15 protein-coding genes and 1 pseudogene are annotated in these 25,273 nt (G+C 67.5%); 4 read left to right on the top strand and 12 right to left on the bottom strand.

Annotation, left to right across the window (positions count from 1 at the left end):
- Positions 1 to 54: 54 nt before the first annotated feature.
- Positions 55 to 1,539 carry an amidohydrolase family protein gene (locus ACHMW8_RS17405; RefSeq protein ID WP_395443224.1) on the top strand — a complete coding sequence of 495 codons (1,485 nt, stop codon included), beginning with the start codon at positions 55 to 57 and terminating at the stop codon, positions 1,537 to 1,539.
- Here the strand turns inward: ACHMW8_RS17405 and ACHMW8_RS17400 are convergent.
- Together ACHMW8_RS17400 and ACHMW8_RS17395 are read right to left on the bottom strand one after the other, a co-directional pair.
- Positions 1,536 to 2,534 (bottom strand): hypothetical protein, encoded by a 999-nt coding sequence (locus ACHMW8_RS17400; protein ID WP_395443223.1) that lies wholly within the window; start codon positions 2,532 to 2,534, stop codon positions 1,536 to 1,538. The genes ACHMW8_RS17405 and ACHMW8_RS17400 overlap by 4 nt on opposite strands.
- A gap of 100 nt (positions 2,535 to 2,634) precedes the next feature.
- Positions 2,635 to 2,760 (bottom strand): hypothetical protein, encoded by a 126-nt coding sequence (locus ACHMW8_RS17395; RefSeq protein ID WP_395443222.1) that lies wholly within the window; start codon positions 2,758 to 2,760, stop codon positions 2,635 to 2,637.
- A gap of 461 nt (positions 2,761 to 3,221) precedes the next feature.
- Between ACHMW8_RS17395 and ACHMW8_RS17390 the strand changes: the two genes are divergently transcribed.
- The gene (locus ACHMW8_RS17390) at positions 3,222 to 5,141 is read left to right on the top strand and encodes a DPP IV N-terminal domain-containing protein (RefSeq protein ID WP_395443221.1); all 1,920 of its coding nucleotides are present in this window, start codon (positions 3,222 to 3,224) and stop codon (positions 5,139 to 5,141) included.
- Between the two features lie 59 nt (positions 5,142 to 5,200).
- Here ACHMW8_RS17390 and ACHMW8_RS17385 read toward each other — a convergent pair whose 3' ends face one another.
- The 9 genes from ACHMW8_RS17385 to ACHMW8_RS17345 form a co-directional block, all read right to left on the bottom strand.
- Positions 5,201 to 6,790, bottom strand: a complete 1,590-nt coding sequence (locus ACHMW8_RS17385; protein ID WP_395443220.1) for a S10 family peptidase — start codon at positions 6,788 to 6,790, stop codon at positions 5,201 to 5,203.
- A gap of 44 nt (positions 6,791 to 6,834) precedes the next feature.
- Positions 6,835 to 8,616, bottom strand: coding sequence for a DUF885 domain-containing protein (locus tag ACHMW8_RS17380; protein WP_395443219.1), 1,782 nt, complete (start codon positions 8,614 to 8,616; stop codon positions 6,835 to 6,837).
- Between the two features lie 46 nt (positions 8,617 to 8,662).
- Positions 8,663 to 9,955, bottom strand: a complete 1,293-nt coding sequence (locus ACHMW8_RS17375; protein ID WP_395443218.1) for a DUF885 domain-containing protein — start codon at positions 9,953 to 9,955, stop codon at positions 8,663 to 8,665.
- A 503-nt stretch (positions 9,956 to 10,458) separates the two neighbouring features.
- Positions 10,459 to 11,964 (bottom strand): beta-L-arabinofuranosidase domain-containing protein, encoded by a 1,506-nt coding sequence (locus tag ACHMW8_RS17370; RefSeq protein ID WP_395446001.1) that lies wholly within the window; start codon positions 11,962 to 11,964, stop codon positions 10,459 to 10,461.
- Positions 11,948 to 12,832, bottom strand: coding sequence for a beta-L-arabinofuranosidase domain-containing protein (locus ACHMW8_RS17365; protein ID WP_395443217.1), 885 nt, complete (start codon positions 12,830 to 12,832; stop codon positions 11,948 to 11,950). Before ACHMW8_RS17365 ends, ACHMW8_RS17370 begins: the two co-directional genes overlap by 17 nt.
- Before the next feature lie 12 nt (positions 12,833 to 12,844).
- Positions 12,845 to 14,632, bottom strand: a complete 1,788-nt coding sequence (locus ACHMW8_RS17360) for a DUF885 domain-containing protein (protein ID WP_395443216.1) — start codon at positions 14,630 to 14,632, stop codon at positions 12,845 to 12,847.
- A 33-nt stretch (positions 14,633 to 14,665) separates the two neighbouring features.
- Positions 14,666 to 15,973: an amidohydrolase family protein gene (locus tag ACHMW8_RS17355; RefSeq protein ID WP_395443215.1), complete on the bottom strand. Its 1,308-nt coding sequence runs from the start codon at positions 15,971 to 15,973 to the stop codon at positions 14,666 to 14,668.
- A 14-nt stretch (positions 15,974 to 15,987) separates the two neighbouring features.
- Positions 15,988 to 16,314 (bottom strand): hypothetical protein, encoded by a 327-nt coding sequence (locus ACHMW8_RS17350; protein ID WP_395443214.1) that lies wholly within the window; start codon positions 16,312 to 16,314, stop codon positions 15,988 to 15,990.
- Positions 16,315 to 16,376: 62 nt separating this feature from the next.
- Positions 16,377 to 19,247 (bottom strand): TonB-dependent receptor domain-containing protein, encoded by a 2,871-nt coding sequence (locus ACHMW8_RS17345; protein ID WP_395443213.1) that lies wholly within the window; start codon positions 19,245 to 19,247, stop codon positions 16,377 to 16,379.
- A gap of 543 nt (positions 19,248 to 19,790) precedes the next feature.
- Between ACHMW8_RS17345 and ACHMW8_RS17340 the strand changes: the two genes are divergently transcribed.
- On the top strand, positions 19,791 to 20,294 hold the full coding sequence (locus ACHMW8_RS17340) for a YybH family protein (RefSeq protein WP_395443212.1): 504 nt from the start codon (positions 19,791 to 19,793) through the stop codon (positions 20,292 to 20,294).
- 3 nt (positions 20,295 to 20,297) lie between these two features.
- Here ACHMW8_RS17340 and ACHMW8_RS17335 read toward each other — a convergent pair whose 3' ends face one another.
- Positions 20,298 to 21,398 carry an alpha/beta fold hydrolase gene (locus ACHMW8_RS17335; RefSeq protein ID WP_125157996.1) on the bottom strand — a complete coding sequence of 367 codons (1,101 nt, stop codon included), beginning with the start codon at positions 21,396 to 21,398 and terminating at the stop codon, positions 20,298 to 20,300.
- A gap of 430 nt (positions 21,399 to 21,828) precedes the next feature.
- On the opposite strand from ACHMW8_RS17335, the pseudogene ACHMW8_RS17330 reads away from it, so the two are divergent.
- A pseudogene (locus ACHMW8_RS17330) lies at positions 21,829 to 25,270 on the top strand (response regulator).
- Positions 25,271 to 25,273 lie beyond the last annotated feature (3 nt).

The raw sequence follows: 25,273 nt of genomic DNA, 5'->3' as shown, positions 1-25,273 counted from the left end.
TGTACGATATGATACCGTATACAGTCCCAAGCTTGAGAAGCTTGGGGATGAGCCATGGCGCGCGGATTGACGCAACGATCGGCGATCGCCGCCGCCTCAGGATTGGTCCTCTGGCTGACGGGGTTCTGCGCGCAGGCCGCGCCTAGGCCGCAAGAGCCTCTGCTCATCACCGGCGTCACGGTGATCGACGGCACAGGCGCCCCGCCTCGGCCCAACGCCGCCGTGCGGATCGAGAACGGCCGCATCGTCTCGATCGGCGACACGCCGGCCAAGCCGCCGAGGAAGGTCCGCGTCATTGACGGCCGAGGCCGCTATCTGCTGCCCGGCTTCATCGACAGCAACGCCCACGTCTCGGTCTACGGCACGCCGGCGCGCCGCGACACCTCGCTGAAATACGCCGATCGGGGCGAGGAGCTGGCGCTGGAGTTCGCCCAGCGCGCCCTCAAGTACGGCGTCACCACGGTGCGCGACAGCTATGGCGTCCTGCCCCCGACCCTGGCGGTCCGCGACCGCATCGACCGGGGCGAGGCGGTCGGCGCGCGTATCAAGGCCGCCGGCAATATCCTGGGCTGGAGCGGTCCGTTCTCGCTGTCGTTCTCGCTGACCAAGGATTCCGACCTGTCGGTCTTTCAAGAGCAATGGAACGACCTGCTGGCCCAGGACATGGGTGAGGAGATCATGGACATGACCCCGGACGAGCTGCGGGTCGCCATGAACCGCTATCTCGACAAGGGCGTCGACTTCATCAAATACGGCGGCACCAGCCATTTCGTCCGCCCCTCGCTGATCGGCTTCTCGCCGCGCCAGCAGGCGGTGATCGTCGGAGAAGCTCACAAGCGCGGCAAGCTGGTCGAGACCCACGCCACCAGCTCCGAAGGCCTGCGCCTCGCCGTCGAGGCCGGCATCGACCTGATCCAGCATCCCGAACTGATGAGCCGCGACCTGCCCGACGACCTGATCCGGCTGATCGTCGACAAGAACGTGCTATGCGGCATGCGCGCCAACATGATCACCGGCGCCGCGCGGGAAAAGCACCTGGCCAAGCGCGCCGAGGCGCAAGGACAGATCGACAAGCTGCCGCCCGCGACCACCAGCGCCGAACGCTGGCGGCGGCTGGACATGCTGGGCGACAACGAGGACATCCAGCGCCGCAACGCCGAGCGCCTGATCAAGGCCGGTTGCCGGGTGACGCCCGCCACCGACGCCTTCTTCGGCGACGCGCCGGAGTTTCGCCGCGCCCCGAAGCCCGACGCGGCCGAGCCTGGCATCGCCACGCTGCGCGCCATCGAGGGCTTCGTGGAGCTGGGCCTGACGCCGATGCAGGCGATCGTCGCGGCGACCAAGACCGGCGCGGCCGCGGCGGCCATGCCAGACCTCGGAACCATCGCGCCCGGCAAGATCGCCGATCTGGTGCTGCTGTCCGCCGATCCGCTGGCAGACATCCGCAACATCGAGAGGATCGACGGGGTCATCGCCCAGGGCCACTGGGTCGACCCGGCCGCCCTGCCCGAGCGGCCGGTGTTCTATAAAAAAACCTAGCGCCGTCGCGCCGTGATGACGGTGTCGATCTCGTCGGCGCGAGGGTTGATGAACTCCAGCTGGACGCGGCCGTCGGCCAGGGTCTTGACCGTGGCCGGGACCGAGCTGTTGGTCAGCACCCAGCCGGCGGGCAGCACCACGGTGTTCAGCGGCCGGCCGAATGACCGCCGCCAGACCAGCTCGTCGCCGACCAGCGTGTAGCGCTCGGCGTCGGTATAGGTCTCGCTGAAGCGCAGGCGAGCGCTCTGGCCCGGCTTCACGGGATCGAAGTGGAACACGATAGCCTCGGTCTCGGGCGTGACGCCCTTCTGGTCGGGCGCGGCCTTCAGGATGTCGGCGCCCTTCAGCATCTCCCACTTCAGGGCCGCGCCGGTGTCGAGGTTGCGCGCCGATGGCTTGGAGGCGGCGCTGCCCGCCCGGACGATATTGACATAGACGCCCACGCCCGGCCGGGTCTCGGTGTAGTCGTGATAGAGATCGAAGCTGTGGGTTTCCGGCGGCTGCAGGAAGTACACGATCTCGCGGCTCTGGTGGGCGCGCTCGTCCAGCGCCTTGGCCTGTGACGAGGCGCCAGATTTCAGGTTCGGCGAAGGCCGCGCCTTGATCACCAGCGGCGCCTGGGCCGGGGTGTTGTTCCAGAAGGCGATCTTGATGCGGCCGTCAGCCTCCTGCAGCACCTGGGCCGGGTAGTTGCAGGACACCAGTTCGTAACCGGCCGGCAGGACCACCGCGTTGCGCTTCACGCCCAGCGGCCGGTCGAAGACGATCAGTTCGCCCTCCTGGTAGTAGCTCTTGGCGTCCTCATAGGTCTTGTCGATCAGCACCCGGCCCTCGCCGCCGTCGGCCGGCACCGGATGGGCCAGCTCGACGCGGATGTAGCTGCCGTCGGGACTGGCCCCGCGCACCCCGCCGGCCTTGGCGACATCGCCGCCGACCACGTCGAACTTCAGCGGCTTGCCGGTGGCGCGGTCGCTGACGCTTTCGTCGGTGGCCACGCTGCCGGGCCGGATGGGATTGTAGTAGGCGCTCGCCCCTGGCGTGCTGGCGGTGATCTCGTAGACGATCCGGAACTTGTGACTGCCCGCGCCGAGCAGCTCATAGCGCGTGTAGCCGTCGGAACTCGGTCTGTTGCGGCGGCGTGGCGGCCGTCTGCGCTTGGAGCGGCCCCGCCAGCAGCAGCGTCAGGGCCGTCCCGGCCAGCGCCTTGCGAAATACCGACATGCTTCCCTCCCCTTTAGGCTTCACCTCGCCAAGCCTCACCGTATACATAATACGATAACTCGACGAGCGTCCTGGGGACTGTACATGCGGACTGGCGGATTGATCGTACTGGCGTTGACCCTGCAGGCGACACCGGTCCTGGCGCAGGTGACGGCTCAGGACATGACGCGCTCGCTGCGGCTGCGCGAGACGCAGATGTACCTGACCCGCGACGTCGCCGATCCGGCCGCGTGGTCGGGCGACGACAAGCTCTTCTACCGCAAGACGGTCGAGGGCGGCTTCGCCTTCGTCACCTACGACGTCAAGACCGGCGCCAAGACGCCCAGCTTCGACCAGGCCCGCATCGCCGCCGGCCTCGGCAAGGCCGCCAACACGACCTTCGATCCCCTGCGGCTGCCGTTCGAGACCTTCACCTTCGCCGACAAGGGCGCGGCGATCCGTTTCGCGTTCAATGAAGCCGGTTGGCGCTGTACGCTGACCGACTACAGCTGCACCGAGGCGCCCGGCCGGGTCGGCCCAGCGGCTTCGGCGTGGTGCGCGACCTGTCCGTCCCGGCCGACAACCATCCGCGCCGCTCGCCCGACGGCCAGTGGGAGGCGCGTGTCGAGAACTTCAACATCGCCGTGCGCCCGGTCGGCGGAGCCTGGAAACGGATCAGCACCGACGGCTCGGAGGCCAACTTCTACGATCCGGAGTCGATCGTCTGGTCGCCGGACTCGGCCAAGCTGGCCGCCTATCGCGTGCGCCCCGGCTTCCGGCGCATCGTCTATCGCGTCGAGGCCCGTCCCGCCGATCAGGTGCAGCCCAAGCTCCAGACCCAGCTCTATCCGAAGCCCGGCGACGCGGTGGACATCGAGCGGCCGGTCGTCTTCCTGGCGGCCGAAGGCAAGCAACTGCCGACGCCGGACGACCTGTTCGCCAACCCTTACGACCTCTCCAAGCTGGAATGGCGCAAGGACAGCGCCACGGTGTCCTTCATCTACGAACAGCGCGGCCACCAGTTGGCGCGCGTGATCGAGATCGACGCCAGAACCGGCCAGCCGCGCGCCGTGGTCACCGAGACGGCCAAGACCTTCATCAATGAGGGCCGCCGCTTCCGGCAGGACATCGACAACGGCCGCGAGGTCCTTTGGATGTCCGAGCGCGACGGCTGGAACCACCTCTATCTGTTCGACGGCAAGACCGGCGCGGTGAAGACCCAGATCACCAAGGGCCCCTGGGTGGTGCGCCAGGTGCTGAAGGTCGACGAGGCCAGGCGGCAGGTCTACTTCGCCGCCAGCGGCATGGTCGCCGGCCAGGACCCCTACTTCCAGCACGTCTATCGCATCGGCTTCGACGGCAAGGGCCTGACGGCCCTGACCACCGCCGACGCCTATCACGACGTGGCCCTGTCGCCGGACGCCAGCCTCTATGTCGACACCTATTCGCGCGTCGATCTGCCACCGGTCTCGGAGCTGCGCCGCACCAGCGACGGCGGCCTGGTCGCCACGCTCGAAAAACCCGACATCAGCCAGCTGGTCGCCGCCGGTTTCAAGCCGCCCGAGCCGTTCGTCGCCAAGGGCCGTGACGGCAAGACCGACATCTACGGCCTGATCGTCCGCCCACGGAATTTCGATCCCACCAAGCGCTATCCGGTGATCGAGAACATCTATGCCGGCCCGCACGCCAGCTTCGTGCCCAAGACCTGGTGGCCGTTCGGCTATCACGCCGGTGGCGACAAGGTGGTAGGCATGCAGTCCCTGGCGGATCTGGGCTTCATCGTCGTGCAGATCGACGGCATGGGCACGCTGAACCGCTCGAAGGCCTTCCACGACGTGGCCTGGAAGAACCTGGCCGACTCCGGCTTCCCCGACCGCATCCTCTGGCACCAGGCCGTGGCGGCCAAGTATCCCTGGTATGACACAAGCCGCGTCGGCATCTATGGCGGCTCGGCCGGCGGCCAGTCGACGGCGCTGGCCCTGCTCTACCATCCGGAGTTCTACAAGGTCGGGGTGGCCTTCGCCGGCTGCTTCGACAACCGCATGGACAAGATCAGCTGGAACGAGCAGTGGCTGGGCTGGCCCGTCGACCAGAGCTATTCGGACGCCTCGGCGATCGACAACGCCTGGCGCCTTCAAGGCAAGCTGCTGTTGATCGTCGGCGAGCAGGACAAGAACGTCGATCCCGCCTCGACCCTGCAGTTCGCCGACGCCCTGATCAAGGCGGACAAAGAGTTCGACCTGCTGGTCGTCCCGGGCGAAGGCCACGCGGTCGGCCGCTCGACCGGCCCGATCGACTATGGCCAGCGCAAGGAGTTCGAATTCTTCCTGCGCCACCTGGCCGGCCAGGAGCCGCCGAACTGGAACGCCCGCGCGATGGTCACGCCGGTGGCGGCGCGCTGAGAGGAAAACGCTCCCGATCGGTGAGATCGGGAGCGTCTTCAGTCAGCCGAGCGGCCCGTTCAGTTGCCTTGTGTCGCGCTGTCGTAGAAGGCGTCGAGGTCCTTCTTGAACTGCGTGGTGACCGCCGGGTTGATGTAAACCATGTGCCCGGACTCGTAGTACTTGTAGGTCAGGTTCTTCTGCAGGCTCGGATCGATCTGCATGTGCTTCAGGTCATACTCCGCCCCGAAGAACGGCGTGGCCATGTCGTAATAGCCGTTCTGCGACAGCACCTTCAGCTTCGGGTTCTGGCGCATGGCCATCGACAGGTCGAGCGCGGTGTCGGCCAGGGCCATCTGAGCGCCGCCTCCGCGTCCGCCCGGCGCCCTGTGCTTCTGGTCCCACTTTCCGCCGCCGATCTGGGCGTAGTAGTTCGGGCGGTAGCTGAGCTTGGTCTTATAGCCCAGGGTGCCGAACAGATACTTGTTCAGCGCGCCGATATAGGCCCCGCTGATCGAGGTGTCGGTGGCGTCGAACTCGGGACCGTCGCCGCCATCATCGACGTCGATGCCCTTGAAGCGCGAGTCCAGGCGGCCAACGGTGCGCGACTGGTCACGCAACAGCTCCTTGCGGAACCGACCGAGCTCGACGCGCAGGTCGACGCTGAGCAGGAACTTCTCGGACAGGCCGGTATAGGCGCTCATCTGCTTGGCGATGGCGGCGCGTTCGGCGTCGGTGAGGTCCGAACCCTTGGCCATGGCCGTGGCGTAGGGGCCGCGAGCCCATTCGCGCACCTCGGTCAGGAACGGCTCCAGCGCCGCCGGGCGGTTCTGCAGGCGGTTGTGGTACCAGGCCGTGGCTGCGTAGCTGGGCAGGTAGGTGACGAAGATCTGGTCGAAGCCCGGCTGGCGGACCCCGTAGTTCAGGATCGACGACAGCAGGACGACGCCGTTCATCTGCACGCCGCGCTCCTGCAGGGCGTGGACCAGGCCGGCCGAGCGCAGGGTGCCGTAGCTCTCGCCGAACAGGAACTTGGGGCTGTCCCAGCGGTCGTTGATCGTCAGGTAGCGCATGATGCCGCGCGCGAAGGCGTCGATGTCCTGGTCGACGCCGTAGAACTCCGGCCCCTTCGACTTGCCGATCGGCCGCGACAGGCCCGTGCCGATGGCGTCGATGAAGACGATGTCGGTCTTGTCCAGCATCGTCTCGTGGTTCTCGGTGATCTTGTAGGGCGCCGGCGCGGCGACCTCGACCAGCGGCGTCTCGACGTGCACCGGGCCGATCGAGCCCATGTGCAGCCACATGCTCGAGGAGCCCGGGCCGCCGTTATAGGTGAAGGTCACAGGACGCGGCGCCGAGCCCTTGGGACGGTCGGCCACGTAGGCGACGTAGAACATGCTGGCCACCGCCTCGCCGTCGTCGTTGCGGATGACGACCGTGCCGGGGGTGACGGTATAGCCGATGACCTTGCCGCCGACCGTCACCGAACCGCGCCTGGGCTGGGCGTCCTCCTCGGCGCTGGCCTGGGCCAGGTCGGGGGCGTCGGCCTTGGCGGCCTTTTCGGAACCCTTGGCCGGGGCCTCGACGGCCGGCGGCTTCTCCTGGGCCAGGACGGGCTGCGCCGCGAGGGCGGCCAGGCCCAGGGCGGCTATGAGGGGATACGCACGCATGGAAATCTCCGGATGGAAGTCTTGGTCTGGTCTTCGGGAAGGTCCTAGGAGGCTGGCGTCGTCGGGCTGGCGCCGCCGTCGGCGATGTACTTGTCGATCCGCGCCTCCAGCACCGGCAGCGGCACCGAGCCGAGCGCCAGGATGACGTCGTGGAACTTGCGCTGGTCGAACTTGGGACCGAGCTTGGCCTCGGCCTCGGCGCGCTTCTTGCGGATGCTCAGCTCGCCCAGCTTGTAGGCCAGGGCCTGGCCCGGCCAGCTGATGTATCGGTCGACCTCGGTCTCGATGTCGTGCTGGGCCAGCGCCGTGTGGCTGGCCAGGTAGTCGATGGCCTGCTGGCGGGTCCAGCCGTCGTGGTGGATGCCGGTGTCGATCACCAGGCGCGCGGCTCGCCACATCTCGAACGACAGCCGGCCGAAGTCCTCATAGGGCGTGCGGTAGATGCCCATCTTGGTGCCCAGCCACTCCATGTAGAGCGCCCAGCCCTCGCCATAGCCCGAGAAGTAGGTCTGCTTTCGGAAGGCCGGCCGACCGGTCTGCTCCAGGGCCACGGCGGCCTGGAAGCTGTGGCCCGGATTGCACTCGTGCAGGGTCAGGGCCGGGATCTGGTACAGCGGCCGCGACGGCAGGTCGTAGGTGTTCATCTGGCAGGATTCCAGCCCGCCCCGGCCGGACGTATAGTAGGGCGCGATGGCGGCCGGCACCGGCACGATGGTGAAACGGTAGCGCGGCAGCAGGCCGATGGTGTCCTTCAGCTTGCCGTCCACGCGCTTGGCCACATAGGCCGACACGCCCAGCAGTTCGTCCGGGGTCTTGGCGTAGAACTGCGGGTCGGTGCGCAGGAACTTCAGGAAGGCGGGCATGTCGCCCTTGAAGCCGCTCTGCTCCTTGACCTTCTCCATCTCGGCCGAAATCCGAGCCACTTCCGACAGGCCGATCTGGTGGATCTGCTCGGCGGTCAGGTCGGTGGTCGTGAACTCCTTGATCTGCGCCTGATAGTAGGCCTTGCCGTCCGGCAAGGCCTCGGCGGCGATCGTCTTGCGGGCCTTGGGCAGGTACTCGTCGCGATAATAGGCCAGCAGTTTCTGGTAGGCGGGCGCCACCGACTGGGCGATCACCTGCCGGGCCTCGGCGCGCAGTTTCTCCTGGTCTTCGGCCGGGATCGACGAGGGCATGTTGGCGAAGGCCTCGTAGAAGCCGTTCTTGGCCGGATCGGCGTTGGTGAAGGCGGCGATCGTGGCGTCGCGACCGCTCAAGGCCTCGCGCGGGACGGTGAAACCGCGCGCCACGCCGGCCTTCATGTTGGCGATCTGCTCGTCGAAATAGCGCGGGATGTCGCGCATACGGCCGATATAGCGGCGATAGCCCTCGGCGCTGGAATAGCCGCTGCGTGCGGACAGGCCGGACCAGAACTGGCTGTCGGCGTTGAACGGCGCTTCCCAGGTCCGGTACTTGCCCTGGGCGACGAAGGCCTCGAGGCTGGTGCGGAACACCGCGGCGTTGATCTGCTCCTCGGGCGACAGCTGGTCGACGGGGATCTTGTTCAACTCGGCCAGCGTCTTGGTCCAGTAGGCCAGGCGGGCCTCCTGGCTGGCGGCGTCGACGCGCTGCAGGTGGTCGGCGCCGCCGCTGAACGGCGCGTCGCTGGCCAGGCGCGCGAACTCCTTCTGCCGCCACGCCCACTCGGCGTCATAGATCGCCTTCAGGCGGCTGTCGGCGTCGCTGGCGGTAGCGGCGGCCGGCGCGACGGTCTGGGCCAGGGAGACCGCCGGAGCGCTGGCCATCAGGGCCAGGGCGGAAACGAGCATCAGGGAGCGAGCGAACACGGGAAGTCTCCATCCAGTACAGGCGGCAAGGGTTCAGGGCGCGGGGTCAGGCGGCGGTCGCGGCGTTGGGGTTCTTGCCGCCGCCGGCGATCCAGTCGTCGATGGCCTTTTCCAGGGTCGGAAGCGGCACCGAGCCGAGACCCAGGATCGTGTCATGGAACCAGCGCTGGTCGAACTTCGCGCCCAGCTTGGCCTCGGCCTCCGCGCGTTTGCGGCGGATCAGCATCTCGCCCAGCTTGTAGGCCAGGGCCTGGCCCGGGTCGTTGATGTAGCGGTCGACCTCGATGGTCACCTCGTGATCGGACAGGGCGGTGTGGCTGGACAGGTAGTCCAGCGCCTGCTGGCGGGACCAGCCCATGTGATGCAGGCCGGTGTCGACCACCAGGCGGGCGGCGCGCCACATCTCGTAGGTCTCGCGGCCGAACTCGTCATAGGGCGTCTCGTAGACGCCCATCTTCGTGCCCAGCCACTCCATGTAGAGCGCCCAGCCTTCGCCATAGCCCGAGAAGTAGGTGCGCTTGCGGATCGCCGGACGGTTGGGGCCCTCCAGCGCCAGGGCCGCCTGGAAGCTGTGGCCCGGAACGCACTCGTGCAGGGTCAGCGGCGGGATGGTGTAGAGCGGCCGGGCCGGCAGGTTGTAGGTGTTCATCAGGCAGCTCTCGAGGCCGCCATTGCCGCCCGTCCCGAACGGCGCGATCGCCGCCGGCGTCGGCACGATGGTGAAGCGATAGCGCGGCAGCAGGCCGATGGTGAACTTCAACTGGCCATTGGCCTTGTTGGCCACATAGGCCGACTTGGCGATCAGCTCATAGGGCGTCTTGGCGTAGAACTGCGGGTCGGTCTTCAGGTACTTGAGGAAGCCCTGGAAGTCGCCGGTCCAGCCCGCCTGCTTCATCGTCGCCTGCATGTCGGCGTCGATCCGCGCCACCTCTTTCAGGCCGATCTGGTGGATCTGCTCGGCCGTCAGGTCGGTGGTCGTGTATTCGCGGATCTTGGCCTGGTAGAAGGCCTTGCCGTCCGGCAGGCTCTCGGCGGCGGTATTGGTCCGGGCGTGCGGAATGTAGTCGTCGCGCACATAGGTCAGCAGCTTGCCGAACGCCGGCGCGGCGGCGCCGGTGACGGCGGCCCTGCCCTCTTCCACCAGCTTGTCGCGCTCACCGGCCGGGATCGACGACGGCATGTTGGCGAACGGGCCGAAGAACGGATTGGCCGCCGGATCGCTCGAGGCCAGCGGGGCGATGGTGGTGTCGCGCCCCTCGATCGACGCCCTGGCCTTGGTGAAGCCGCGCGCCTGCCCGGACTTCATGTTGGCGATCTGCTCGTCGACATAGCGCGGCATGTCGCGCAGCCGGCCCAGATAAGGCGCGGTACTCGGCGACGGTCCCGAAGCCCGTTCGCGGCGCCATCCAGGTCCAGAAGCCGAACGGGTCCTCGTATTCCTTGAACTTGATCTGGCTGACGAAGGCTTCCAGTGCGGTGCGGAACACCGCGGCGTTGACCTTCTCCTCGGGCGACAGCTGGTCGACGGGGATCTTGTCCAGCTGCGCCAGGGCGTTCGTCCAATAGGTGAGCCGGCGCTGCTGGCTGGCGGGATCGACATGCGGCAGGCGATCGCCCAGGCCGCCGCCCTCGTCGTCGGCGTCGCGGCCGAACTCCTGGGCGCGCCAGTTCCACTCGGCGTCATAGAGCGCCTTCAGGCGCGCGTCGGCGCTGGTGGCGGCGCTCATGGCGGGCTTTGCCGGCTTGGTCTGCGCCAGCGCCGGCTGAGCGACCAGCGCCATGCCCAGCGCGATCGCCAATCCCGAAACTCGTTTCATAACGCCCCTCCTCCCCATGCCCTGGTCAGGTTGTTCTCGAAGACCCCGCCGGCGCATAGATCCGCACGCCGAAGACAGGACCACAGCGGGTCGTGTCATCGGCGGGCTGGAAGCGCACGGTCACGCTTCCCTTGCCCCGGGTCAATTCTTGCGGGATCGGATAGTCCACATCGAAGAAATCGCCCGGATGCTGACCGGTCAGCGCCTGGGTCGCGATGCGGACGCCATCGATCAGGATGTCGAAGCGCTTATTGCGCTCCTCACCCCAAAAAGTGGCTTGCAGGATCAGCGGCCCCGGCTTCACCGCAGCCCTGTATTCGAAGAAGCCGAAGGTGCGCGCATCGCGCCCATGGCGGCCGCGATAGGTGACGGCGTAGCTGTTCTTGGCGACCAGCCCATGATCGCGTTCGGCCTGCATCTCGCCCAGGTGCATGACGTCGACCGAGCGCCGCGCCAGGTCCTGCAAGCGCGCCTGCTCGGCCGCGTAGGCGACCTGCTGCTTCTTCCAGCCAGCCTCGTCGAAAGTGGCGAAATAGACCGCGGTGCGGCGGTCGCGCTGCTGGAAGAACGGCGCGAACGACAGGTCGGCCGGCTTGCCTATCCCCTTTGTCCGGTACTGGCCCGGCGTCGGCTCGACGGGAACGAAGCCCGTCAGAGGATCGCGGGCGACCAGCGCCGGCGCGGGTCCGTCATAGGGCTGGCTGGAGGGTCCAAGGTCGGCGGCCAGGACCACGGGCCCTTTCAGCACGGCCAGCACGGAGGAGTCGTCGACCGTCGCCTCGGTCCGCAGCGTCATGGGCAGGTCCAGCGTGACCCGGTCGCCCTTGCGCCAGGCGCGGCGCAGGACCGTGTAGTCGCCGGCCGGTCCCGCCGACATCGCCTCGCCGTTGACGCTGACCCGCGCGCCCTGGCACCAGCCGGGGACGCGCAGGGCCAGGCCGAAGTCCTTCCCATCCCTTGAACCGTCCAGGTCCTCGACCACGATCTCGACCCGCTCGCCGAACGGATAGGCGGTCTCCATCCGGAAGGTCGCCCCCTGCTCGGCCCAGCGGGCGGTCGAGGGGATGTAGAGATTGACCAGCAGGGTGTCGCCGCTGCGCCACCAGATGGAGTCGCCGTGCTTGGCGTGGCTTTCCATGCCCGCGCCGACGCAGCACCAGAAGTCGTCGAACGGCCGCGAGAACCGGCGCGCCGAGCCCGACATCAGCGGGACCATGTAGGCGAACATGCCGGTCGACGGGTCCTGATGGGCCAGGATGTGGTTGATGTGCGCGCGCTCGTAATAGTCGAACAGCGCCGCCCGGGGCTGCCAGCCATAGAGATGCCGGGTCAGCTTCAGCATGTTGTAGGTGTTGCAGCTCTCGCAGGTCTGCTCGGTGATGTGGCGCGAGATGGTGCGGGGCGCGGTGAAGTATTCCCGGTCGGCGTTGCCGCCGATCACGTAGCTGTAGTCGCGGGTCACCGTCTCCCAGAAGAAGTGCGCCGCCACGGCCTGGTCGGCCTTGCCGGTCAGCTCATGCAGCCGCGCCAGGCCGATGACCTTGGGGATCTGGGTGTTGGCGTGGATCCACGGCAGGGAGTTCGCGGCGCTGGCTCAGCGGGTCCAGGACCTTGGCGTGGCGCAGGCGCTCGGCCAGGTCCAGCCAGCGCGGATCCCGGGTGCGGGCGTAGAGCTCGGCGAAGCTCTCGTTGACGCCGCCGTGCTCGCAGTCGAGGACCGTCTGCACCTGGGCGTCGTTCAGCTGGGCGAACACCGCGTCGATGTAGCCGCCCAGGGCGACGGCGACCCGAAGGGCCTGCTGGTTGTCGCAATGAAGCTGGGCGTCGAACAGGCCGGCGAACAGCTTGTGCCAGTTGTAGAGCGGCACCCAGCAGCCGTTGAGGTCGAAGCCCATCGAGCGGATGTCGCCGGCGATCAGCTCGGGGAAGATCGCCTTGCCGTCCTCGACCACGTCGCCGCGCTTGCGCGTGAACCCGGCGACATAGCCGTCGCCGTGGGCGGCCTGGACCACCGCCAGTTCGCCGACGATGTAGTCGACTCGCCGCCTGCACTCGGCGTCGCCGGTCTGGGCGTACATCAGCGACAGGGCCGTCAGGTAGTGACCCAGGGTGTGGCCAGCGATGGTGTCGCTCTCCCACCCGCCATAGACCGCCCCCTTGGCCGGCAGTCCGGCGCTGGTGCGGAAGTTGTGCAGCAGCCGGTCGGGCTCCAGGGCGTGGAGGTAGCGGCGATTGGCCTCCACCGCCGTCAGCCACGGCGAGTCCAGCAGCCGCACGTCGGCCAGCGGCAAAGGACTGGCCGGGCCGAGCGGGGCCAGCGGCGCGGCGCTCAGCAGCGACGGCGCCGAGGCGGCCAGGCCGGCCATGGCCAGCAACATGCGTCGATCGATCGACTCCACGGCGCCTGCTCCCTACTTGGTTTCGGGCAGGGCCGGATTGAAGCCCGGCGGATTGACCCCGCCGTCGGCGATGAACTGGTCGAGCCGCGCCTCGAGCGTCGACAGCGGCACGGACCCCAGCGCCAGGATCGCGTCGTGGAAGTTGCGCTGGTCGAACTTGGCCCCCAGCTTGGCCTCGGCCTCGGCGCGCTTCCTGCGGATCACCATCTCGCCCAGCTTGTAGGCCACCGCCTGGCCGGGCCAGGCGATGTAGCGGTCGATCTCGGTCTCGATCTCGTGCTCGGACAGCGCGGTGTGGTCGCGCAGGTACTGCTGGGCCTGCTCGCGGGTCCAGCCGTAGTGGTGGATGCCCGTGTCGATCACCAGGCGGCTGGCGCGCCAGATCTCGTAGGACAGCCGGCCGAAGTTCTCATAGGGCGTGTCGTAGACGCCCATCTTCGTGCCCAGCCACTCCATGTAGAGCGCCCAGCCCTCGCCATAGCCCGAGAACGAGGTCTGGCGGCGGAAGTCGGGGCGGTTCTTGGCCTCGGCCGCCACCGCCGCCTGGAAGGCGTGGCCCGGATTGCACTCGTGCAGGGTCAGGGCGGTCAGGGTGTACAGGGGCCGCGACGGCAGGTCGTAGGTGTTCATCAGGCAGCTGTCGAGGCCGCCGCGACCGCCAGTATAGATCGGCGCGAGGGCCGGCGGCACGGGCAGGATCGCGAAGCGCCGGCGCGGCAGGAAGCCGATGGTGTCGGCCAGCTTGCCGTCGACGCGCTTGGCCACATAGGCCGAGAACGACAGCAGCTCCCTGGGCGTCTTCGGATAGAACTGCGGGTCGGTGCGCAGGAACTTCAGGAACTCCGGCATCGTCCCCTTGAAGCCGGTCTGGGCCTTGACCGCCTCCATCTCGGCGCTGATCCGCGCGACCTCTTCGAGGCCGATCTTGTGGATCTGCTCGGGCGTCAGATCGAGCGTCGTGAAGCCCTGGATCTGAGCCTGGTAGAAGGCCTTGCCGTCGGGCTCGGCCTCGGCCGCCAGGGTGGTGCGGGCCTGCTTCATGTATTCGTCGCGGATGAAGGCCAGCAGCTTGGCGTAGGCCGGGATCACCGTGCTGGTGAGCACCTGCTGGGCTTCGGCCTTGAGGGCGGCCTGCTCTTCGGCCGGGATCGAGGCCGGCATGGTCTCGAACGGGGCCAGGAACGGATTGTCCGCGCCGGTCGACAGGTTGGGCTCGATGGTCTTGTCGCGACCGGTGACCACCACCCGCGGCACGCTGAAGCCACGCTTGAGACCGGCCCGCATATTGGCGGTCTGTTCGTCGAAATAGCGCGGGATGTCGCGCATCCGGGCGATGTAGTTGCGATAATCCTTGGCCGTCTTCAGCGCGCCGCGCGGGGCCAGTCCCGCCCAGAAGAAGGTGTCGGCGTTGAACGGCGCCTCGTAGGTCTTGAAGCGGGCGTTGTCGGCCAGGGACTTCACCGAGGCGCGGAAGATCTCGGCGTTGATCTTCTCCTCCGGCGACAGCTGGTCGACCGGGATCTTGTCCAGCTCGGCCAGGACGGCTGTCCAGTAGGCCAGGCGCGCGGTCTGGCTCTTGGCGTCGACGCGCGGCAGGTGATCGGCGCCGTCGCCCCAGCGGCCGTTGTCGTCTCGAACCCGGCCCAGCTCGCCCTGCCGCCAGGCCCACTCCCGCTCGTACAGCGCCTTCAGCCGCGCGTCGGCGGCGCCGGCTTGAGCGGAGGCCTGTCCGGCGCTCGCCATGACGCTCGCGGCCAGCAAGGCCGCCGCGATCGTCCGTCCCATCGAAACCTTGCTCATGCCCCTACTCCCACGCACGCGAACCAACGAAAATCAGTGAGTCAGATCGACCGCCTCGATCGGCATCGGTCCGGCGGGCAGTCCCCGCGCCGTCTTGTCCTTGAGCACCGACTGGCGGATCTCCTCGCGCAGCTTGCGCGCGTCGTAGAGGATGCCGTCCTTGATGGTCCAAGCCACGCCGCCGACGCGCTCGACCTTGCCGGTGTCGTCGTTCAGGCGCAGCGAACCGGTGCCGAACAGCAGCTTCAGATTGGCCAGCGGATTGCCCTGGACGATGACGAGGTCGGCCTTGCGGCCCACGCGGATCGTGCCGACCTGATCCTCGTGGCCCAGCAGCCGTGCGCCTTCCTGGGTCGCCGAGTGGATGACCTCCAGCGACGAGAAGCCGGCCTCGCGCAGCAGCTCCATCTCCTGGACGTAGCCGAAGCCGTAGAGGTTGTAGATGTAGCCGCTGTCGCTGCCGACCGTGACGCGCCCGCCGCGGTTCTTGTACTCGTTCACGAACCGCATCCAGAGGCGGTAGTTGTCCTTCCAGGCGACCTCGTCCTCGGTGGTCCAGTCGAACCAGTAAGAGCCGTGATGGACGCGGCTGGGGCGGTAATAGTCCCACAGCGCCGGCATGGTGTAGTCGTCGTGCCAGGTGGCGCGGCTCATCCTCATGAGATCGCGGCTGGCCAGGTAGGCGGTGAAGGTCGGATTCAGCGTGAACTTGCGGTCCAGCAGGGTCTGCATGACCTCTTCCCACTTGGCCGAGCCGGGCGCGGCGCTCTGGGCCCACAGCCGGCCGGACTCGCCGAAGCGCTCCTGCTCGTCATTGTTGACGAAGTCGGTGGGCCAGCTCTGCAGCCGCTTGTCGGTGAACATCGCCTCGGGCAGGCCGTACCAGTGCTCCATCGACTCCAGGCCGTGGGCCGAAGTGGTCAGCACGTTGGCGAAGGCCACGCTGGGCTGGGCGTGGTGCATGGTGGTGTGGAGGCCGATCTTGTGGGCCTCCTCAATGGCCGCGAACAGCACGTCTTCGGAACCGCCGATGAACTTGACGCCGTCGGCGCCGCGCGCCTTGGCTTCCTGCACGGCCAGGCGCGCCTGGACCGGGTCGTTGACGGGCGTGTTCCGGATCTTGTGGAAGAACGGATAGATGTCGATGCGCGGCGCGACGATCTCGTTGCGGGCGCTGCGGGCCTTGATGTCGGCCAGCCACTCGATCGGCCGGCTGCTGCCGACCTCGCGCACCGAGGTGACGCCGTTGGCGATCCAGAGCTTGAGGATGTAGTCCGATGGAACGGCTTGCGCATCGTTCAGGTCGTGCAGGTGGACGTGGGCGTCCACGAAGCCCGGCATCACGTAGTAGCCGGTCAGATCCAGCTCGTAATCGCCCTTGGCGGCGCGGGCCGAAGGGTCGATCGCCTTGGGCGCCCGATGGTGCGGATCTCGGCGATGCGGTCGTTGACCAGGACGATGTCGACAGGCCCCTGGGCCGGCGCGCCGGTGCCGTCGATCATGGTGACGTTGCGCAGCACCACGCGGTTGAACGGGCCGATCCCTTCCGTCCGCTTCGGGATCGGATCGGCGACCTTGCCCGCCTTGGCGGCCGGCGCGTCGTCGAGCGGCGCGGCCATCGGTGTGGTCGCTATCATCACGGCCGCGACCGAGGTCAGCAGCACTTGAGCCAGTCTCTTCATCGTTTCCCCTCCCCAGGGTCGAAAGGCCGCGAGCGTTTCGCCCGCGGCCCTCGAACATTCGCCTAGAAGCGCAGTCGCGCGCCCATGAAGTAGCGCCGGCCCAGCGTGTCGAAGAGCGACACGTCGGTGTTGGCGTCGCCGACCAGGGTGGTGCCCAGGATCGGCGGCTGCTTGTCGAGCAGGTTGTTGACCCCGCCGAACAGGCTCACCTGCTTGGTCACGTTCACCGCGAACGAGCCGTCGACGTACCAGGTGGGATCGACCTTCTTCACGACGTTGGTCGCGGTCGGGTACAGCTCCAGCTCGCCGATCATCCGGGCCGCCAGGCGCAGGGTGACGTCGCCGCTGGCGTAGTTGGCGCTGAGGTTCAGCTTGAAGTCCGGAGTGATGAACCCGCCGGTGCCGCTGGAGCAGCCCGCGCCGTAGAAGCCGGCGCAGTCCTGCGGCTTCTGGTTGGCCAGGACCTGGGTCGAACGCTCGAACAGCCAGCTGGCCACCGCGGTCAGCGACAGGTTGGCCGGCCCGCCCAGCTCCAGCGCCGACGGCAGCGGCAGGCGGTAGTCGACCTGGGCGTCGACGCCGCGGACCTTCAGCTGGCCGATATTGCTGTTGCTGGTGCGGACGAAGTCGATCTGGCCGCTCGGCAGACGCTTGATCGCCTGACAGGTGACGCTGCTGAGGTTGAGATTGGAGAAGCAGTCGTTCAGCGTCTGCTGGGCGTTGATCGTCGTGATCGCGTTCTTCACCTCGACGTTGAAGTAATCGACCGTGATGTTCAGACGCGGGATGATCGGCGGCGAGATGACCGCGCCGATGGTGAAGGTGCTGGACTTCTCCTCCGTCAGGTTCGGATTGCCGCCGCTTTCCTGGGTGAGACCAAGGGTGGCCTGGGTGAAGGTCTCGATGTCGGCGGCCGGAACGCCCTGGGCGATGCAGAGCTGCTTCTGGGCGGCCGAGGGCTTCTGGGCCGTGGCGCAGGGATCGGTGCCGCCGGTGAAGCCTTGCGCCCGCGCCGCGTAGAGCTCGGCGATATTGGGCGCGCGGATCGCGCGGTTATAGGCGCCGCGGAACCGGACCCACTCGATCGGCGCGTACTCGCCGCCGGCCTTCCAGGCGAAGACGCCGCCGATCGACGAATAGTCCGAGTAGCGTGCCGCGCCCTCGACGGCCAGGGTCTTGACGAACGGCAGGTCGGCCAGGATCGGCACGCGCAGTTCGCCGAAGACTTCCTTGACGTCGAACGAGCCCTTCAGGGCGTTGGAGGACGCCGCGCCGTATTCGCCGTTCAGGTCGAAGGCGCTGGGACTGGAGGCGTACTGATCCTTGCGGTACTCGGCGCCAACCGCCATGGCGACGGGACCGGCCGGCAGGGTGAACACCGTGCCGCTCAGCGAGCCGCCGCCGACCTGACGCTCGAAGATGTCGTGGGCGTCGCGATCGGGAGTCAGGAACTTGCCGGCCGCCGGACTGATCGAGGCCAGGCCGAAGATCGACACAGGAACGCAGCCTTGCGCGCCGCTGCGGCACACCACCTGGCCGGCCGAATTGACGATGGCGTCCAGGCCCTGGCTGAGGCGCGTCTGGTTGATCGTGCCTTCGTTGTGGGTGTCGGTGCGGTTACGCATGTACTGGTAGAAGGCGTCCCACCGCCAGGTGTGGTCCATCACGTCGAAATCGCCACGCAGACCGGTGGTGATCTCGTAGGACTGGCGCTCGTAGAACGAGTTGCGGGTGCCCAGCTCGTCGGCGCGCCGCCCGCCGCCGACCACCGAGGCGGTGCCGGTGCGGTTCGGGTCGAAGATCGCGGCGTTGTCGACGAAGAACTGCCGCAGCGCCGGCGTCAGCGCGGCATTGCTGGCGTAGTTCGGCACCAGCAGGGTCGAGGACGCCGCGCCCGGGGTCACCGGCGTGAACGAGTCCGGGGCCAGGATCGAGTTGTTGCGCGAATTGACGAAGAACGCCTCTGCATAGGCCGTGACGTGATCGGTAAGATTGTAGTGGCTGATGGTCGAGACGTTGTAGCGCTCGAGCGGCCGCTGCAGCAGGTTGAACGGCGCGTAGTTGTAGGTGTCTTCCGGCTGGCAGTAGGGCAGCACCACGCCGTTCGCGCCAAAGCGGATGCCGGTGACCGAGGTGCAGGTCCCGCTGGGGGTCAGGTTGACGCCCACCAGCTGGGCGCGCTGGGTGGCGCTGAGCGGCACGCGGGTGCCGGGAATGCTGCCCGAACCGGAATAGACCAGGGCGCCGTTCACCTCGCCCAGCGGGGTCTTGGAGAAGTCGCGGTCGTTCTGGGTGATCGGGTCTTGCTTGGTGTAGGACAGCGACATGGCGACATTGCCGCGTCCGCCATCCAGGTTGGCGCCCATCGTCAGGTCCAGCTTCTTGGACTTGGCGTCGCCGCGATCGGTGACCCCGTACTGGCCCGAGGCCTCGAAGCCCTCGAAATTGTCCTTCAGGATGAAGTTGACCGCGCCGGCGATGGCGTCCGAGCCGTAGACCGCCGAGGCGCCGCCAGTGATGATCTCGGTCCGCTTGATCAGCGTATCCGGGATGCTGGCCAGGTCGACGTCGGCCGCCGAGTTGGCCGGAATGAAGCGCCGGCCGTTGACCAGCACCAGCGTCCGGGTCGAGCCCAGACCGCGAAGATTGGCCGTCAGCACGCCCGAGCCGCCGCCGTTGTTGACGGTCGAGGTGTTGCCCGAGGCCAGCTGCGGAAACTGGTTCAGGGTCTTTTCAAGCGTGACGTTGCCCGACTGCTTGATCTCCATCTCACCGACCACCGTGGTCGGGCTGGGGGCCGTCAGGTCCGTCCGCGTCAGGCGGGATCCGGTGACGACGATCTCCTCGACCGTCGCGGGCGCGTCGCTCTGAGCGGTCTGGGACGCGGTCTGGGCCAGCGCCGGAGCCCCGATCGCCAGGAACCCGCCGATCATGCTGGAACATAGAACGATAGAGCGAAGATTTTTCCGAGCCTCGCCCGTATTCTGATCACCACTTCTCATGCTCATCCCCCAATTTTGATCGATGTCGTAGGTGTTTTCGGACCGTTAGTTCTCACCAAAGAATGCAAGCATGCCCTCGCGCATCGCCGACATGGCGCGCGAGCGCACTCGATACTCGCCTCTTGAAGACAAGCACCGCCTAGGACGGGTTCAGGGTCGAGACCTTCTCTCGATCCGTACCGTATACAGAATACGGTATATTGGATCGGAAATTGGTCAAGCCCGTGTTTCCGATTTGTGAAGGGTTGGAAGATTGGCCGCCGACCTGCCGCTCTTATGGTCAGGTCGCGCTCATGATCCGTGCCTTCTCTCCCCTCCTCTTCGAACGAGGGGATCGACGCCAAACCGCGCGCGAGAAGCCAGGCGACCTTCGGCGGAGCCAGCTGAACGGCTGAAGTTCCGCGCTTCCCCTCACGCTGGTATTTATAATAACGTATACAATACCAATGTCGACGCAAACAGGGAGTTCAGCTGATGGGCGCATCGATCAAAGGCGCCAGCCGGCGCGGTCTGGCGGCCCTGGCCCTGGCCATGACGGCGGCGCCGGTCCTGGCCGCGCCCCGGACATGTCCCCGCGTGATGGACGAAGCGGCCGAGACCACCGCCATCCTCAAGGTCATCGCGGACATGCAGGCGGCGTGGAACCGCGGCGACTTCCACGGCTATATGGCCGGGTTTCTCGATCCGGGGGTGATCTTCGTGTCGAAAGGCCGGTTCCAGGACGGCTGGCAAGGCACGCTGGACCACTACATCCGCGACTACGGCGCCTCGGCCGACACCCGCGGCCAGGTGCGGTTCCACGACATCAAGGTCGAGATGCTGGGGCCCGACGCCGCCCAGCTGATCAGCCGCTACGAGCTCATCCGCCCCAAGCAGGCCCAACGCGGCATCAACACGCGGCTGATGCGCAAGGTGGCCGGGCGATGGGTGATCGCCCTGAACCACGTCTCGGCCGAGGAAGGCCCCTCCGCGGCCTGATCTCTATGGCGCCTCGGAGCGCGCCAGCAGCTCGACCAGATCCTTTTTCCAGAACTTGGCCCAGGTGTGCGTGCCGTGGCCGCGCGTCTCGGGCGTGGCCTGGATCAGGATGAACTTGCCGTTCTTCAGCCGTTTGGCCGCCGGCTCGGCGATGCCCAGGCTGGGTGGGTTGATGAAGTCGTCGCTGGAATTCACCCAGGTCATGGGCGCGGTGATCTTCTCCAGATCCGCCGACGGATCGTAGTCGCTGGACGCGGCCACCTGATAGAGCATGTCGTTGGCGTCGCGCGTGGGCAGGTCCTTGGCGAAGCGATCCTCGAAGAAGGCGTCGGCTGCGTCGCGCGTGGGCGCCTGTTGCTGCCAGGCCGGCGGGGCCGAGCCCGCGACGATCATCAGGTTGACCGCCCCGCGCAGGCCCAGCACCGGCTGCTGGTCGTAGTCGCCGCCGCGCCAGGCCGGGTCGGCCTTGATCGACTCCATCGCCGCCTTGCGCCAGACGCGGTTCAGGCCGGCGATCTGCACGGGCAGGCAGGCCATGGGCATGATCGCCTGCGCGAATTGCGGATGCAGCTCGCCCCACATGAAGCCGTGCATGCAGCCCATCGAGGTGCCCATCAGCAGGCGCAGGCGGTCGACCTTCAGACCGTCCACCAGCAGCAGGCGCTGGGCCTCGACCATGTCGGCGTAGCCGTAGTGGGGAAACTTGGCGCGCAGGCCGTTGCTGGGCTTCGACGAGCCGCCGTGGCCGATGCCGTCGGGCAGAATGATGTAGTAGCGGGTGATGTCCAGCGGCTGGCCCGGGCCATACAGCTCGTCGGCGAACTGCGGCTGCAGGAACTGCGCGCCCGTGCCGCCGGTGCCATGCAGCACCATCACCGCGTTGGTCACGCGCCCCTGGGCGTCGCGCTTCGGCTGACCCAGCGTACGATAGTGCAGCCTAAGGCTGGGCAGGGTCTCGCCGGATTTGAACGTGAAGTTGGGGACGACATAGTCGCCCTGGGTGACCTGCCGCTCATAGGGCGTCGCCGCGCCGGCCGAACCGCCCATGGCCAGGAAGGGGGACGCCAGGATGAGCGCGGTGAACGCGGTGGCCAGGATCCTCATGCGCCTCTCCTTGCGTGGCTTGCGTTTGGATTGATCGTATACGTTATGTATTCTGGCAAGGTCCAGATTGAAGAATGGAGCGAGCCCAAGGCCGCGACAGCGGCCGCGGATGCGGGGTGCGCCAGCGGTTCGCCGCGCCCCCTGCTTCGGCCAAGCTTCTCGCCGATCGGAGGGAACCTTAACCGCCTTGCGCCGTTAGAGGCTCGCGTTCAGGGGCGCGCGGTCGGGGATATCCAGTGAGTTTCAAGCGTATCAGGCAGCTTTGCGTCGACGGGCCGACGGTCCCCGCGCGCGAACACGGCTACCGGCCTGTCGGGCGGGACCGCCCCTGCCCCTCCCGCGCGCTTGCTGATTTCCGCAAGATCGTTCATCCCGCCATCGTCCGTCGTCTCGGGCGGACCCGCCGCACAGCTCCCACGTCGAGAATCGCATGTCCCTGATCGAACCGCGCAACGCGTCCAAGACCGGCGCCCGAACGGAGCTATGGTCGGCGCTGGGCATGGGTCTGGCCCTGGCCTTCTTCCTGATCAGCGGTACGATCGCCTATCGCAACATCGAGACGCTGCGGATCAACAGCGAGAAGATCTGGCACACCCACGAGGTGCTGATCGCGCTGGACGACCTGCTGTCCACCACGCAGGACGCCGAGACCGGACAGCGAGGCTATCTGCTGACCGGCAACGACCGCTATCTCGCCCCTTACCAGCGCGCGGTGACCGACGTCGCCACGCGGACCGAGGCGGTCGGCTCGCTGACCAAGGACAATCCCATCCAGCAGGCCAATCACGCCCAGCTCAGGCGCCACATCGACGCCAAGCTGTCCGAGCTGGCCGAAACCGTCGCCCTGCGCGGCAGCCAGGGTCCGCAGGCCGCTCTGGCCGTCGTCAACACCGATCGCGGCAAGGCCGAGATGGACGCCATCCGCCAGCAGATCGACGTCATGCGCGCGGAGGAAAACCGCCTGCGCGACATCCGTCTGACCGAGATGGACATCGCCCATCGCACGGCCTTGATCAGCAGCGTGTTGTCGGCCGTGCTGGGCGCGGCGCTGACCTTCGCCGTCTTCGCCCTGATCCGCCGCAGCAGCCAGGCCCGCGCCCGCCAGCAGTGGCTGCAGGCCGGCCAGGTCGGCCTCTCGGAAGTGATGATGGGCGACAAGACGGTTCGAGGAGCTGAGCGACAGCATCCTTCACTTCCTGTCGCGCTATGTCGGCTTCCAGGCGGGCGCGCTGTTCAAGGGCGAGAACGGCCGCTTCTACCGCGCCGCCGCCCTGGGCATTCCGGCCGACGCCGACACGCCGCTGCATTTCAACATCAAGGAAGGCCTGCTGGGCAAGGTGGCGGCCGAAGGCCACGCCACCGTCGTCCGCGACGTGCCCGACGGCTATCTGACCATCGGCTCGGCCCTGGGCCACGACAAGCCCAAGCACCTCGTGCTGGTGCCGACCCACGCCGACGACATCGTCAACGCCGTCATCGAACTGGGCTTCCTGCACACGGTCGACGACCAGGTCCTGGAGCTGCTGAACCAGGTGTCGACCTCGATCGGCGTTTCCCTGCGCTCGGCTCGCTACCGCTCGCAATTGCAGAGCGCCCTGGAGGAAACCCAGCGCCAGTCCGAGGAACTGCAAGTCCAGAGCGAGGAGCTGCGCGTCTCCAACGAGGAGCTGGAAGAACAAGGCCGCGCCCTGAAGGAATCCCAGATCCGCCTCGAGCAGCAGCAGGTCGAGCTGGAACAGACCAACAGCCAGCTGGAGGAACAGGCCCAGACCCTGGAGGCCCAGCGCGACGAACTGGAGCGCACCGGCGCGGCCGTGCAGCTGAAGGCGCGCGAACTGGCCCAGGCCAGCCAGTACAAGTCCGACTTCCTGGCCAACATGTCGCACGAGCTGCGGACGCCGCTCAACTCGCTGCTGATCCTGTCGAAGCTGCTCAGCGACAACCCGGCCGGCAATCTGTCCAGCGAGCAGGTCAAGTTCGCCCAGACGATCGAATCCTCGGGCAACGACCTCCTGACGCTGATCAACGACATCCTGGATCTGTCGAAGATCGAGGCCGGCCACATCGAGGTGCGCCCCGAGAGCGTGCCGCTGCAGCGCCTGACCAACGACCTGCGGTCACTGTTCCAGCCGCTGGCCGACGAGCGCCAGCTGGGCTTCGAGATCAAGGTCGCGACCGACACCCCGACCCTGCTGGAAACCGACCGCCAACGCCTGGAGCAGATCCTCAAGAACCTGCTGTCGAACGCCTTCAAGTTCACTCAGGCCGGCCGTGTGACGCTGGCCATCACCCCGACCGGCGACAACGAGATCGCCTTCGCCGTGACCGACACCGGCATCGGCGTCGCCCGCGAGCAGCAGGAGAGCATCTTCGAGGCCTTCCGCCAGGCTGACGGCACCATCAGCCGCAAGTATGGCGGCACGGGCCTGGGCCTGTCGATCAGCCGGGAGCTGTCGCGCCTGCTGGGCGGCAAGATCGCGCTGGAGAGCACGCCGGGCGAAGGCAGCACCTTCACCGTCACCATCCCGCGATCCTACGATCCGGCCCGCGTCGCGCCGCGACCTGAACCTTCAGCCTCTCCCGCGCCCGCTCCCGCGGTCCCGGCGGCCCCGGCCCGCGCGCGCGCCGCCGCGCCCATGACCCGCACGATCGAGGACGACCGCGACCAGCTGGCCAACGGCCGCCGCGTGCTGCTGGTCATCGAGGACGACGACAAGTTCGCCAGCATCGTCCGCGACTTGTCGCGCGAGCTGGGCTTCCAGTGCCTGGTCGCCGGCACCGCCGAGGACGCCCTGAAGTTGGCCCGCCAGTTCAAGCCCAGCGCCGTGGTCCTGGACGTCGGCCTGCCCGACGAGTCCGGCCTGATGGTGCTGGATCGCCTCAAGCGCGATGACGCCACGCGTCATATCCCGATCCACGTGATCTCGGGCGCCGACCACAGCCAGACCGCCCTGTCGCTGGGTGCGATCGGCTACATGGTCAAGCCCGTCAAGCGCGACGACCTGGCCCAGGTCTTGACCAACCTGCAATCGAAGCTGTCCAGCACGGTGCGTCGCGTGCTGATCGTCGAGGACGACGACGTGCAGCGCGACGCCGTCGGCAAGCTGCTGTCCTCGGGCGATGTCGAGACCGTCGGCGTCGGCACCGCCGCCGAGTGCCTGGAAGCCCTCAAGACCCAGACCTTCGACTGCATGGTGCTGGACCTGTCCCTGCCGGACGCCTCGGGTTTCAGCCTGCTGGAGACGCTCAGCCAGGACGGCGATCACGCCTTCCCGCCGGTCATCGTCTATACCGGCCACGATCTGTCGGCCGACGACGAACAGCGCCTGCGCCGCTATTCCAGCTCGATCATCATCAAGGGCGCCAAGTCGCCCGAGCGCCTGCTGGACGAGGTCTCGCTGTTCCTGCACCAGGTGGTGTCGGAGCTGCCGCCCGAGCAGCAGAAGATGATCAAGAAGGCCCGCAACCGCGACGCGGTGCTGGAAGGCCGCCGCGTGCTGATCGTCGAGGACGACATCCGCAACGTCTATTCGCTGACCAATGTGCTGGAGCCGCGCGGCGCCGTCGTCGAGATCGCCCGCAACGGCCAGGAGGCCATCGAAGCCCTCGACCGCTCGGCCCAGGGCGACCCGGCCAACGCCATCGACCTGGTGCTGATGGACGTGATGATGCCGGTCAAGGACGGCCTGACCGCCACCCGCGAGATCCGCGAGGACGCCCGCTGGGCCAAGCTGCCGATCCTGATGCTGACCGCCAAGGCCATGCCCGACGACCAGGCGCGCTGCATCGCCGCCGGCGCCAGCGACTACATGGCCAAGCCGATCGACGTGGACAAGCTGCTGTCGCTGGTCCGGGTCTGGATGCCGAGGTAGCCG

The sequence above is a fragment of the Caulobacter sp. UC70_42 genome (assembly GCF_044056025.1).
Classification (GTDB): Bacteria; Pseudomonadota; Alphaproteobacteria; order Caulobacterales; family Caulobacteraceae; genus Caulobacter.
The sequence above is the reverse complement of the archived record's forward strand: the minus strand, read 5'-3'. Positions and strand labels throughout refer to the sequence as shown.